Source organism: Microcoleus sp. N9_A2, assembly GCF_036701775.1.
In the GTDB taxonomy this organism is placed as follows: Bacteria; Cyanobacteriota; Cyanobacteriia; order Cyanobacteriales; family Microcoleaceae; genus Microcoleus.
Genome location: NZ_JAUBRH010000100.1, coordinates 1 through 13,892 on the forward strand (window position 1 = coordinate 1; position 13,892 = coordinate 13,892).

Here is a 13,892-nt window from a genome sequence, read left to right on the forward strand (position 1 = left end):
TTCTTGCACCATTACTGCCTTTATTCGTCCGAAAATCCATACCGTGTTTACTTCAACCACTGATTCAGCAAGCCCTATATAGCAATCCTTGCAGGAGTCAGAAATTTTTTACCCCACCCCCAGGGAGCATCTCATATTTGTAAAAACACTTCTTTTGACTCCTTGTTTCTGACTCTTTCCTCAAGCCGAACTGTCTCCTGTCTCCTGTCTCCTGCCTCCTGTCTCCAATTTCTAGCTTGGCTGCTTTCCGACAGAGATGCTGCCCTTTTGTTTATAATGAGTAATATCGTTTCCGGTTGCATCGGAATAATCAAATCGAGTCAACAGTTAACACTCAACCATTCAGTTTTTCAACCCGCCAGTCAACAGTCAACAGTCAACAGTCAACAGTCAACAGTCAACAGTCAACAATTCCGGAGGAGTGCAACCGGAATTGATATAATATCAGCTCCCGTCCATCGATCGTAATTCCTGTAGATACTATATTGAACTCTCAAGGGCTAGCTCACGAATAATTCGAGCATCCATTCAATTTCAAGATCGACTAAGCTACATCTTTGAGAGCCGATCGCGAATTGTTCGGAGATTTTTTGACAACGCTCATGCTGCCGTCGGTTTCCAGCACGACTGCTTCGATTTCTTCGATCGACGCGCTGCCCGTCCCCCGAATCGCCGCCCGAATTTCCGGTTCACTCACGCGCTGCTGCCGCATCGCCACAGGCAGAAATTGGCCTTGGCTGAGCAACATAGTAGGTTCGGCTTTGATGAGATTTTTAACCCAATTTAGTCGCACGGCAAGCCACGTGACGATGAATTGCAGCCCGATGAGCAAGCCGAGGGCGAAAACGCCCTCGACGAACGAAACGTCTTTTGACATGATGATAGTCGCCAGCGTCGAACCGAGCGCGATGGTAACGATGAAATCGAAGGCATTCCACTTCGACAGAGTTCGCTTGCCGGAGACTAGCAGAAAAAAAATCAGCACGACATAAGCGGAAACGCCGATCGTCAAAATCCGAATCAATTCAAACCAATTGTCAAAAAACATATTTTTATTTCGCCGTTATGATTTTGGACACTTTGCTGCTGCGCCAGTCCTAGATGCTTCGTCTGCTTGATGTCGCGGATTCTGTTAGTTTCCATTGTCAGTGTAGCAGAAGGGTCGAATGAAGTGCGGTGCGAGTTAATGCGTGCGGGTAAGGTGGCGGGAATCCGAAAGCTTGACTTGCTGAAAATTCTGATTCAATATATTCCAATCTCAACGGAAACGATGCTCAAAGCTGCCGAGTTGTGGGTGCACTCAAGAAGGGCGAGAAGATCTACAGCATACCCCAAGGAACTTGATGGAGAGGTGATTTTGGCGGCGCAAGCAATTTCGGTAGCAAATGAAGGGCATGAGGTGATAATTCGCCACAAAAAATGTGGCACATTTGTCTCAATTTATTGATGCTCGTTAATGGCAGCTAATTGAGTAACGTTTAAATCGATCGCACTTACAGACTTGCCCGCTCCCTGATATACTTTCAACTATAGATATTTTTACATACACCGTTAGCGAGATCGACAGCATGGTGGAAACAGCGGACACAATCGAAAAAACGGACGATCGCACGCAAACCCGGTTTTGGGGTAAAGTTACAGTCATAGATGCGGGCGATCGTTACAAGATCAATCGCATCGAAGTCAAGCCGGGACACCACATCAGGACGCAAATGCACTATCACCGCAGCGAGCACTGGGTTGTCGTCTCCGGTACCGCTAAAGTGATCTGCGATGACAAAGAGACGATTCTCATGCAGAAACAGTCAACCTACGTTCCCATGAATACTGCTCACCGCGTGGAAAACCCAGGCGTGATTCCTCTGGTGATGATTGAAATCCAAAATGGCGAGTACCTCGGCGATGATGACATTATCCGTTTCGCCCAAGATGCTGACGAAGAAGATTGATCCGACATCAAAATATGAAACAATCGCAGACGCCGGGGAAAAGCTTCGCACACCGAACAATGACCTACGCAGCGATCGGAAACAAGATAAATCCTACCATTAAAACTGTAGGGGCAATTCTGAAATTGCCCCTACCTTATTATATTAACTTTGTTCAGCACCAGCATTTGATATAGCAATTGGCGATCGTCCTACGGCAAAGAAGCGTTTTTCAAATCTACATTTGCCATATTGGCATTCTTTAAATTAGCACCTGTCAAGTCCGAACCGTTCAAATTTGCACCGTTCAAATTTGCATTGGTCAAATTTGCATCGCGCAAGTTGACTCCCTGTACGTCTATTCCCGACAAACTGCCACCTCTGAGGCTGACATTCGCTAAATTCGCTACAGACTGGCGAGCATTTCTCAGGTTTGCACCCGCCAAATTGGCGCTTTCTAAATTAGCGCCGATTAAATTAGCGCTGGTGAGGTTGGTATTTTTCAAAGTGGCAATCACTAAACCCGCCAGACTCAGATTAGCGCGGCTCAAATCAGCACCCTCCAAATTGGCGCCGTGCATTTTAGCCCCAATTAAACTCGCACCTTGCAATTTAGCTTGTTTCAGATTGGCTTCATTCAGTTTGGCTTCGTCCAAATTTGCACCGTTCAAATTTGCACCGCTCAAATTCGCACCGCTCAAATCTGCCCCGCTCAGATTCATACCAGCAAGTTGCGCTCCTGTCAAGTCACATTGGTTACATTTTTTAGTTTCTAATAATTGCTTGACTTGTGATACGTTTTCTGCCTTTACTGCGGAGGCACAACCCATCACAATTAGCAGCCCTGTTGTTAAAATCCCAAGTTTCATATACCCACCCTCAGCAATATCTCTCTTTTAATAATATCCCACATCATTAAAGAGGTTAGGGTGATCAGTCTCTTTGATAAACTGTGACAATCATCACCCTATTGTGCACAAAATATGCAATAATTATTGACGTTTCAACTCCAGGAAATTCTCGTAAAGAATTATTGCTTTTTCAGGAACCAAAAAGGAAAAGATTGCGTCGGTTCGAGACGGACCCCGGTGATGCTGTTCTGAGCAAATGTATAGTCCTTATCCTGCCAAAGAGGGATGAAAGGTACATCTTGACCCAGTATGTCTTGAATTTCGGCAAACAGGGCTTTGCGGGTTTGGGGGTTTGCTTCTTTTCGTTGCTTGTCGATCAATTGATTTACCCGATCGTTATAATAAAACGAACCCTGACCTTGACTAGCACCCTTTTCACAGCCCCCGGCGGCCGAACCCGTCGCACAATCCAAAAACGGCTGAATGTAATTGTCGGCATCGAAAAAGTCGGCGTACCAATCCACTAAAACCGCAGGATAAATACCCTTCTCTATGTTTTGAAACAAAGTCGGAGATTCAACGCTGTTAATTTCCACCTGCATTATCCCGTCCATTTTGAGTTTAGCTTGCGCCTCGATCGTACTCGCCACTAAAGCTCGTTTTGTGGAAGCTGAAGGATACCAAAGTTGCAGAACAAAAGGATTTGCGGCCGAGTATCCCGCTTTCGTCAAAAGTTCCTTAGCCTTGGCACTGTTGCCATCGCCGTACAGTTCTTTAAAAACAGGTTTTTGAACGTCGAAGGTTGTAGGAATCAGACTGTAAAGCGGTTGTGCTTGTCCACGCAGTACGCGATCATTAATCAGGGGGCGATCCATCGCTGCTGCGATCGCCTGTCTCACTTCTAACTTGTCCAACGGTTTAGACTTAGTATTCAGCGTCATGTAACTAACCGTACTGCTTTCCCCCGCGATTTCCTGCCATTTACCTTGTTTTGCTCCCTCGTCCAAGCTTTGAACTTGGTCTGCATCCAGAGACAAATAAGCCACATCAACTGCCGCAGTCCGAAAACTATTGAACAAATTTGAGGAACTAGAAAGCAGCAAAAGGTCAATTCCTTGATTAACTGGTTTTTCGCCCCAATACTTGTCAAACACATCAAACTTGAGAGAATCGCTGCCGTACTTCGCCAACTTGTAGCGTCCGGTTCCCACAAACGTATCGGGTTTAAATTTACCCTCCCCAATCTCGTAAGCTTTTGGAGAAACTGCACAACTACCAGCAAATGTCAGCAGAGAAGGAAAAGCAGCAAAAGGCTTTTTGAGTTGAAAAGTTAATTCGTATTCGCCCGTCGCTTTCACAGATTCTACGGCATCGCTCAACAAGAAAGACGGACGGCCGCCATTTTTGATAAACCGCTGCAAGGAAAACTCCATTGCTGCGGCGTTAAACGGTGTGTCGTCGTGAAAAATAACTCCTTGACGCAAGGGGATTGTATATGTCAATCCGTCTTGGCTAACTTTAGGCATTGCTGTCGCTAAATGGGGGACTAACTCAGTAGTTCCCGACTTGTAAGTATAGAGAGTGTCGCCCAAATTTTGCAGCAATTGCCCTGATATAATTTCGTAAGCGTCCGCAGGGTCGATCGTCCGCAATTTCAAGGTTGTACCAATAGTAATGCGGTTATTAGCATTTTCGCCGCTCACAGTCACCGATCGACGTGATCCCTGTCCGCAACTTGCCGTTAACAAGCAGCACATAAAGAACAGAGCTATCGCTTTAATCACTGAAGGTTTTATAAATATTCTAGGCTGCTGCTTGTTAATTCCCATCGTCTTTTTTTGACACTCCAAATTATTGATTATATTATCAGGACTTACGCACTATTAGACTAGAAACCGGATTTATTGATAGATTCTCCTGTAATACAAATATCGCTGCCTAACCATAGCAACTTAAAAGCTTGGTGATGTTCGAGCGGTTTGAGATCCTTCGGCTCAATTTTTATAGCTTACTGGGTCATGAGTATTCTTGCTAAGAAGTGCGGCGATCGTCTTAATTAATTTATCCGGTTCGATCGGCTTTGCCAGATGTCGGTTAAATCCAGCTTGCAAAGCTTGCTGTTGATTAAACTCGCCGGCATAGGCAGTCAGGGCGATCGCGGGAATCTGCCCACCCCGTTCTGGCGGCAGGGCTCGCACTTGCCGCAACAGCATATAGCCATCCATCCCCGGCATTCCAATGTCGCTCAACAGGACATCTGGCTGGAACCTAGCCAACGCTGTCACGGCTTCTTGAGGGACAGCAACAGTCACTACCTCTGCACCTGCATCTTCTAGCAAAAAGGAAATCAACTCTCGCATATCCGGCTCATCATCTACAACCACTATCCGCATCCCGGATAACGGTTCATCCGCAGTCGATCGTTCGGAAAGTCCTGCAAGAGAGTTTTCTTGTCCCTTTACCTTCCCTGATAGAGGCAGTCTTACGGTAAAGGTTGCCCCTAACCCTTCACCCTGGCTATCTGCCCCAACTGTACCGCCGTGCAGTTCGACTAGATGCCGCACGATCGCCAGCCCCAATCCCAAGCCACCAAAGTTGCGGGTTGTAGCGCCATCTTTTTGCCGGAAGTAGTCAAACACGTAGGGTAAAAACTCCTGTGCGATGCCAATCCCTGTATCCGCCACCGTAATTTGAGCGTGATTACCAACACGAGTCAAATTCACCTCAACGCGCCCCCCGGCTGAAGTGAATTTCACCGCATTGGAAACAAGATTCCAGACAATCTGCTGCAAACGGCCCGAATCCCCCAAAATTTGTCCGATCTGAGGATCTAACCCAGTCCGAATATCAATGGATTTGGCAACTGCAGCCAAATTGACAGTTTCGATCGCCGATTCCACAGTTAAAGCTAAATCGACTGGACGAATATTAAGACTGAGCTTGCCTTGGAGAATTTTCGAGACATCAAGTAAATCTTCAATCAATTCAGTTTGCAGCTTGGCATTGCGTTCGATCGTCGCTAACGCCTGTGCAGTTTTGGCCGCATCCAGCTTGCCAGTTTGCAAAAGTTGTGACCACCCCAAAATAGGATTGAGGGGCGATCGCAATTCATGGGATAGTACCGCTAAAAACTCATCCTTGATCCGATTTGCCTGTCTTAGCTGTTCCGCTTGCTGCTGGAGTGAATCGTTCAGGTTTGCCCTTTCCAGAGCGATCGCGATTTGGTCACAGGTTGATCGCAGCAGATCGATTTCTGCAGGCGTAAAGTGCGTCCGAGTGGTACTGGCAAATGAGAGCGTTCCTAATAACCGCCCTTGAGCGATTAACGGTTGACCCGCGTAAGCCGTGATGCCCATTTCACAGACGGCTTTAGCATTCGGATGAGTGGAAAGTTCGGCTTGATTCAAGACAAGTTGCTGCTGCGTTTGGGCCACCAGTCCACAGAGATATTCCCCTAATTCGATCCAGGCGATCGCCTGCGCCCTTTCTTCAGAGATGCCATCATAGTTTCTCAAATGCAGCATCGGGTGGTTGTCTTTTTCTTCCACCATGAAGTTGTAGTAACAGTGCAGATCGAGTTGCACTGAAAGTTTGCTGAATAGCTTGTGGATCAACGCGAGAGGCTGTTCTGTCTTCAGGAGATCGCTGGTAGTTTCATACAGCAATTGCAGTCGCTCACTGGCTTGCCGTTGTACAGTCTTGTCCTGCATGATTTTGACAAATCCCTGCGGACAATCGGCTTCATTAAGCAGGGGCATCATCAATCCACTCGCCCAAAAGCGATTCCCATCTTTGCGGACGTGCCAGCGTTCGTCTTCGGCCCGTCCTTGCAGTAGAGCCGTTTGCCTCTGATACTCGGCTTGTCCTTGTTCGTTATCTTCGGGTGTGAAGATCATCCGACTGGGGCAACCAATTGCTTCTGTCTCGGTATAGCCCAACAGCCGTTCTGCCCCTGAGTTCCAACTGGCAATGATGCCGTTAAGGTCGAGGGTGAAGATGGCATAATCTTTGGCGCTTTCAAAGATCAGACGGAGGCGGGATTCACTCTCGCGTAGGGCTTCCTCAGCTTGTTTGTGGTCTTCAATATCAACACAGGAGCCGATGTAGCCCAAGAACTCACCTTCCAATCCGTAGCGAGGAACAGCTTCATCCATAATCCAACGGTATATGCCATCACAGCGTTTCAAGCGATAGTCCATCTTGAACGGTTGACGGGCATCAAAGGCAGTCACATAGGTGTCTAAACATCGATCGAAGTCGTCGGGGTGGACTCCTTCTGCCCAACCATTGCCCCTTTCTTGCTCGATCGTCCGTCCCGTAAAGTTGAGCCACGGGAGGTTGAAGTAATTACAGAGTTTATCGGTGCCAGCCATCCAAATCAGCACAGGGGCGGCATCTGCCATCAGCCGGAACCGTGCCTCACTTTCCCGCAGTGTGGCTTCGGCTTGTTTGCGATCGGTGATATCGTTGACCAGCGCTACAAACCCTTCAACTTTTCCCTGGCTATTGAAGCGGGGAACATAGGTCGCATTGATATAACGGGTTCCACCATCTTTGTAGGGAATTTGGTTTTCAAAGGTCACTTCCTGTCCTGCCAAGACTTGCTCAACATAAGGACGAATCCCTTCATAGCCAGTTTCGCCTAAAACCTCTTGAAGGTGCTTGCCATAGATTTGCGCTGCCGGATGTCCAAACCATTCTTCATATGATCGATTGTTGAAGCGGTAGCGTTGGTCTGAGTCTACAAAGGAGATCAAGGCAGGCACGGCATTGGTGACTAAACGAAGTTCTGCTTCTCGTTGTTGCAATACCTCCTCGGCAAGTTTGCGATTCGTGACATTTCGGAAATAAATCGTAATCCCGTTCGCGGCAGGGTAGGTGCGAACGTCATACCACCGATCGTGATCGGGATAAAACGCGGTGACAGACAAAGCCACGCGCTCGTTTGCCACACGCCGATAAACCCGCTCAAACTCGCTGCCATCAAGTCCTGGGAATTCTTCCCACACATTCTTCCCAATCAGATCGCCTGCAGTGCGGTCTAGCAGAATTTCCGCTGACCGATTCACGTAAGTGAAACGCCAATTCTCATCAAGGGAAAAAAATCCATCATCAATGCTCTCCAGAATGTTGCGACTCTGCTCTTCGCTTTGACGCAACGCTTCTTCGGCTTGTTTACGATCGCTGATGTCGATGAATACGCCCCGCGTCGAAATTATGATGCCATCAGCGTTATAGGCGCAATCGCCCTTTGCCAAAATCCAACGAACGGTGCCATCTGCCCACAGCGTCCGATACTCAATTTCAGTATGCGGTTGGTTCGCTTTTAGCTCACTGAGGGCGGTGTGAAGCAATGGGCGATCGTCGTGATGCACGGCTTCTAAAAACACCTGTATCGACATTGCTGTATTGACGGGTAAACCAAACATCGCTTTGGCTATGTCCGTCAAACTCAGCGTGTCTGTTTCCATATCCCAATACCACAAACCCAAATTGCCGCCTTCGGAAGCCAATCGGAGTTGTTCTTGGCTCTCACGCAACGCCTGGAATGATCGATCGCGCTCGAAGACGATGCTGGCAACTTGGGTGCCGAACTCCGCGAGTTTATGTTCCCAATCAGTCGGCATCCGCGCCTCCCTAAAGCACAGCATCAGCGACCCCAGAGCTAGATTGTCATGCCCGATCACAGGCTGAGAATGACACGCTAGAATGCCATGAGCCACGCATAAATTTCGCCATTCTTGCGACCAGCGATCGTCGTTGGCAATGTCGGCGCAGGTCACGGGCTGACCGCTATACACTGCTTCGCCGCAGGTTCCAATGCACAAATCGTTAATCGGAGCACCTTGGAGTCCTTCACCAAAAGACGGTGGAAAGTCTGGAGTAATGGATCTGTTAAACGTCAGCCGCTGAGCATCCGCTAGCAGGAAGCCCGCGCGGGTACCCGGATTCAGCCTGGATACTGAGTCACACACCGCTGTAAGACAGTCGTCGAGTGGCTGTCCGAATGGGATCGACTCCAGCAGTCGTTTCTGCTCGATTAGGAGGAGTTCCGCCTGTTTGCGATCGGTAATGTCAGCAATCAAAACGGTCAGTCCACTGGGCGAAGGGTAAATTCGATAGTCGTGCCAACCATTCCAAGGGGAGTACAGATAATCAAACTGGAGCGGCGTTTGTTCGCGGATTGCCCGATGAAACTGCACGTAAGCATCGGTGTCAACGGTAGGGGGAAATAACTCCCAAACTTTCTGACCCAGAATCGCTGACCGCGACATTCCAACCATCTCACAGTAGCGATCGTTGGCATAGGTGTAGCGCCAATCGCGATCGAGGATGTAAAACCCATCGTTGATGCTAGAAAGTACCGTTTCTAGCTGTTCTTTTGCCTCAATCGCCGCAGTTTCTGCTACTTGGCCCCGAAGCTGGGCATTTTGTTCTAGGAACCTTGCCTGCTGTAAATTTTGCAAGGCTGCTTTCGCGTTTTTTAGAGCAGTGCGCCAGGATAGACTGAGTGAAGCGCTCAATCCTGCCGCGATCGAAAACATACCCAGCCGAACAATTGTCTCTACATTAAATATCTGTAAGGAATAGAACGGCTCAATAAAAAAATAGTTGATTGCCAGCGTGGATAAAATTGTTGCCAGCAACCCAGCCCCGAAACTGCCATACCAGGAACTCACCATCACCGCGATGAAAAACAGGGGCGTCGTGGTTGGATAGATCCACGGTAAAAGCGATCGGGTTAGCGCCAGTGCTAGAGCCACGGAGACGGTCGCCACACCATAGGGAAGTAGTCTAACTCTGAAAATGCTGTTGATTCCCTCTAAACTCACCCTTTGTACTCCTTATCCGAAAAATATCTTGCTCGCAGCGCCTGACTGCATTCGCGAAGCGTTGCATCTGGCAAATTACCTAACTCATCTTTCCCAACGATTAATCGGGGGAAAGGTCATCCCTAATTCATCCGCCAACTTTTTTTGAGACAGGTTCAGCGCTGGCCACCGTTCTCGCACCAAATTACCGATCGCTGGTTTTTGAGTCCTCAGCCGTTCTATTTTGAGAACCCTCAGAAGTAACAGGTATAAAGCTGTTTATATTTTACACCTTTGACAGATTCCAGAGGTCAGTCGTCTCTCTCAAGATATATAGCAATCCTTGCAGGAGTCGTAAATTTTTCACCCCACCCCAACCATCCCCGAACCCGCTCTGAGAAAGTAAGAAATTCACAAATGATGCGAGGATTGCTATATGGAGTCAATCTTAAATCTAAAATAGACTAAGTTGCTCTTTAAATTCCTTTGAGGAGCGATCGCCAATCCCGACAGCGTTTCAAGTAAATGCGAGCTACATGATCGCTGGGATTAGTTCGCAAACACTCTTCAAATAATTTTCCAGCTTCTCGGAAGTCCTTGTGATCGCACAGTAACATAGCTTCATTATATACAGACAAATTTGCTAGCTTTGCCGACAAAATTTCCGGCGGATCTGCATCAAATACCTCATAGACTACCACATATTGAGATTTTCCTTTTACCTGTACTTTATCCACAATCCTAATAGCATAATCGTTCGGAGTTCGCAACCGTTCCAAAGTCTGCTGAGAAATTAACAGAGGTACGCCGTAATCTTTGGTCAATCCTTCAATGCGAGATGCTAGATTAACAGCATCGCTAATCACAGTGCTGTCCATGCGGCTTTTACCCCCGACTGTCCCCAGCATCAAAGAACCCGAATTGATGCCAATGCCAATTTGAATCGGGACGTAGCCGACACCTTGACGGTATTCGTTGTAAGTTCTGAGGATATTTAGCATTGCAATACCCGCTTTCACTGCATCATCTGCAAAGTCACTAAACAAAGCCATAATTGCATCGCCGATGTATTTGTCAATAAACCCGTTATTGCTAGTAATGGCAGGCTCCATCCGCGAAAGGTAAGCATTTATAAATTTAAAATTTTCTTGGGGAGTCATAGTTTCTGAAAGCGTCGTGAAATCGCGAATATCCGAAAATAGCACCGACATTTCCTGCTGCACTTGGTCGCCTAAATTGACATCTATAATACTTTCATATCCCAACAAATTTAGAAATTGGTGAGGCACAAATCTACCGTAGGCATCAGTTAACTCTGATTCGGCATCCAGGGATTTTTCTAAATTTTGATTAAGGTCAAATAGTTTCTTAATAAATAAATGGCGATCGGCTTCAGCTTCTTTGCGTTCCGTGACATCTTGAAAAACTGCGATCGCAAAAGCAACTTTGCCACTCTCGTCAAAAATTGGCGTTCCCCAAATCTCAAGGGGAACTTTCTTGTGGGATTGATGAATTTCCAGATCATCAGCCGTCGCGTTTTCGCCCCTCAAAGCTCGGACGATAGGCAAATTCTCGAAAGGGTAAATAGTCTCATTTCCCGCCATATAAATTTGATAAGTTTCTGACAAATCCTCAACTAAATTTAACGGCAAAACTCCTTGACCTAGTAATTGCTGTCCGGCGTGATTTACGTAGTAAGGTCGGCCTTGAGAATCCAGCACGAGCACACCTATAGGAATCGCTTCGAGAAATTGAGCTAGCTTGATTTCGCCTTCGCGCACGGCCTCGAATGCGCGAGATCGTAACTCAGTTTCAACCGTATCGGAATGTTCAGCAGTAGTTTCCAGCAAGATTTCCAGATCCGCTTTTTCCTCCTTCAAGTCTTCCACTTGCTGGCGCAATCTTTCTATCTCTAAAAGTAGCTGTTCTCTAGATGGTTGTTCTTGCAGCATAACTCTAGAATTTGCGCCTCGACTAACAAAAAATTGATTAACCGCTCGCACCCTAAAACTAATTGTGTTTCTATAGAAATTCCAACTGTAAAGCCGGCATCAGGCGCTGGAAATTCTTAAAAGATTTACCTTGCCAAGCTATGGTTTGAGAGCCTTGCACCGCCATTTGCACCCTGGCTGTTTTGCGGACCTCGATAATAAACTTTGATAGCATATTGATGCCAGAACTGTTCAAAAATTCTAACTGCTGCATATTGAGAGTAATTTTCGTCTGTTCCAAGTCGGCAACCTTCGTCAGCAACTCCGCTATCGGCGTGTACTCTGCAGGCCCGCTCAGCCTTAGATATCCAATAAAACTCACGGTTGCCGTTGCTGGATCGTAACAGATCTGGTAATCTTGTGTATTAATTTCCATAGCCACCAAAAAAAGTCCCTCAGATATTATCGATCGCCCGCGTTGCTTATACTGTTAATTGCACCATAGTTGTCACCGCAATTACTTCCGGGTCTTTGTGCACGGTCTGAAATTTCCAGCCAAGTTTGGCGGTATAATCGGTGAGCATGGTCAACAAACCCAATCCAGAATTGATACAGCTTTCGTCAGCAGCATTTTTTTCCAGGCGCTGAAGGTAAAGTTCGCTGGGTTCCGAGGTCAGCAACTGCTGAATATAAGCCTGAAACTTGTCCACAGCTTGCGGAGAGATGCTGTTAGCAACTGAGAAAATCACACCGTCGCTCTCTAACAGCAGTTTAATGTCGATCGGGTACTCCGAGGTTTCATCATTAAATTTCATCGCATTCTCTAATAACTCGTTAGCAATATAGCTAACAGCACTTTTGATTTCAGCTTGTCTGTTAATTGTCGAGGGGGCGTCTTCCTGGCCCGGAAAAAAAGTCATCAGGTAGTCAGCCAGAAAATCCGCCGACAAACCGTTGTTCCGCCACCGCTGCTTGAGAGGAACCGAACTCGGAGAAAATCCAATTATCAAGTATTCTTGGCTAGCGGGCTGCTCGATAAAATCGCCGAAAATCTGAGTCATATCGATGTGAGAGCTAAAGTTTGAGATGAGGGGCATCACTGAATATATTTTAAACTTTAGAAGGGATATCCAAATAGTTATTTTTGTTTGAGTACCAGCAACGTGATGTCGTCAAAAACTTTTTGTTCGCCGATGTGCCATCGCACGTCCTTAATTACAGCGTCCCTGATTTCGGCAGGCGAACGCTGCCAATTAATCTCTATTACCTCAATTAACCTCTCTAAACCATACAGCAGTTTCTCCATATTTTTAGCTTCTGTAATCCCGTCAGTGTACAGCACTACCACATCTCCTGAATACAACTGCACAATTTTCTCCGCAACAAATTCAGCAATATCTGCATCCAGCCCGATCGGGAAACCCAAATCGATCGTATCAAACCTCTCTACACAACCGTTACACCGGACGACAATCATTTCTTCGTGCTGGCCGCTCAACTTCAGCATTCCCTGCTGATAGTCTAGCAAAGCAAGGCTGGCGTTTTTATCGGATTTCATCCGCTGCACATTATCGTAAATTACACTGTTAATAGCTGTGAAAAATCTCACTGGATCTGGTTCGTTGTAGGCGAGCAAAGTTCGGACTGCCGTTTGAACCATAATCATTAAAACGCCGCTCTCCAATCCGTGTCCCGTCACATCCCCAATCCCGATTTTCACTCTACCTTCGTGCTGGAGTACGTCGTAATAGTCCCCGCCTACTTCATCAGCAGCTTCCATAAATCCCGCAATATCTAAGCCGATAACTTCATTTAGTTCTCGGTCTTTCGGCAGCAGCATCTGCTGAATCTTGCGAGTAACGTCTAGTTCGGCACTCATCCGCATATTTTCGGCTTTCAGGCGATCGTTGAGAACAGTAATTTTTTGATTTGCACCAACTAAGGCATCGGCAATTTTGTTGAACGAACCCACAACTTGCCCGAGTTCATCTCTGTTATCCAAAATGATTTTGTGGTCTAGATTGCCGCTTGCCATCTTTTTTGACGCTTCGTCAAGCACAAATACAGTTTGCATCACTGACCTGTAAAAAGATACAAATAAATAAAGCACTATTGCTAATATTATTAACACAAAAATATAAATTACATTTTGTTTTGTCACAAAATTATCAATACGTTTTTGCAGCAAAAAGTCTAATTCAGTGAGACTTTCGTCCCACAGTTCAAAACTCGAATCTAGAACTCGATAGCTCCCATCAAGATAGGCATCATATTCCACCAAGGCTGTGGGATTGGGAGCATCCCATTAAGGAAGTAAGTATTTATACTTAGTTTAGAAACAGGTAAAATGTTAAAAAATCACACCTCAAG

Annotated in this window: 10 protein-coding genes; 2 read left to right on the top strand and 8 right to left on the bottom strand. The window is 46.6% G+C overall.

Annotated features, from left to right (window positions below; all coding sequences use genetic code 11):
• Positions 1-544 precede the first annotated feature (544 nt).
• Entirely contained in the window at positions 545-1,048 is a 504-nt protein-coding gene (locus tag QUA44_RS29150) for a YetF domain-containing protein (RefSeq protein ID WP_333256997.1), read from the bottom strand.
• 69 nt (positions 1,049-1,117) lie between these two features.
• Here QUA44_RS29150 and QUA44_RS29155 point away from each other — a divergent pair, with 69 nt between their 5' ends.
• Together QUA44_RS29155 and QUA44_RS29160 are read left to right on the top strand one after the other, a co-directional pair.
• Positions 1,118-1,447, top strand: a complete 330-nt coding sequence (locus QUA44_RS29155; protein ID WP_333256999.1) for a hypothetical protein — start codon at positions 1,118-1,120, stop codon at positions 1,445-1,447.
• A gap of 121 nt (positions 1,448-1,568) precedes the next feature.
• On the top strand, positions 1,569-1,949 hold the full coding sequence (locus tag QUA44_RS29160) for a cupin domain-containing protein (protein WP_442922204.1): 381 nt from the start codon (positions 1,569-1,571) through the stop codon (positions 1,947-1,949).
• A 191-nt stretch (positions 1,950-2,140) separates the two neighbouring features.
• On the opposite strand, the gene QUA44_RS29165 is transcribed toward QUA44_RS29160, so the two are convergent.
• The 7 genes from QUA44_RS29165 to QUA44_RS29195 form a co-directional block, all read right to left on the bottom strand.
• Complete coding sequence (locus QUA44_RS29165; protein ID WP_333257001.1) at positions 2,141-2,797, bottom strand: pentapeptide repeat-containing protein; 657 nt, start codon at positions 2,795-2,797, stop codon at positions 2,141-2,143.
• 161 nt (positions 2,798-2,958) lie between these two features.
• Positions 2,959-4,608, bottom strand: a complete 1,650-nt coding sequence (locus QUA44_RS29170; protein WP_333257004.1) for an ABC transporter substrate-binding protein — start codon at positions 4,606-4,608, stop codon at positions 2,959-2,961.
• A 165-nt stretch (positions 4,609-4,773) separates the two neighbouring features.
• Complete coding sequence (locus QUA44_RS29175) at positions 4,774-9,612, bottom strand: PAS domain S-box protein (protein ID WP_333257006.1); 4,839 nt, start codon at positions 9,610-9,612, stop codon at positions 4,774-4,776.
• Positions 9,613-10,067: 455 nt separating this feature from the next.
• The gene (locus QUA44_RS29180; protein ID WP_333257009.1) at positions 10,068-11,543 is read right to left on the bottom strand and encodes an adenylate/guanylate cyclase domain-containing protein; all 1,476 of its coding nucleotides are present in this window, start codon (positions 11,541-11,543) and stop codon (positions 10,068-10,070) included.
• Positions 11,544-11,613: 70 nt separating this feature from the next.
• Complete coding sequence (locus QUA44_RS29185) at positions 11,614-11,958, bottom strand: slr1659 superfamily regulator (RefSeq protein WP_333257010.1); 345 nt, start codon at positions 11,956-11,958, stop codon at positions 11,614-11,616.
• Between the two features lie 46 nt (positions 11,959-12,004).
• The gene (locus tag QUA44_RS29190; RefSeq protein ID WP_333257013.1) at positions 12,005-12,583 is read right to left on the bottom strand and encodes a DUF6272 family protein; all 579 of its coding nucleotides are present in this window, start codon (positions 12,581-12,583) and stop codon (positions 12,005-12,007) included.
• 77 nt (positions 12,584-12,660) lie between these two features.
• On the bottom strand, positions 12,661-13,596 hold the full coding sequence (locus tag QUA44_RS29195) for a PP2C family protein-serine/threonine phosphatase (protein WP_333257016.1): 936 nt from the start codon (positions 13,594-13,596) through the stop codon (positions 12,661-12,663).
• Between the last annotated feature and the right edge of the window lie 296 nt (positions 13,597-13,892).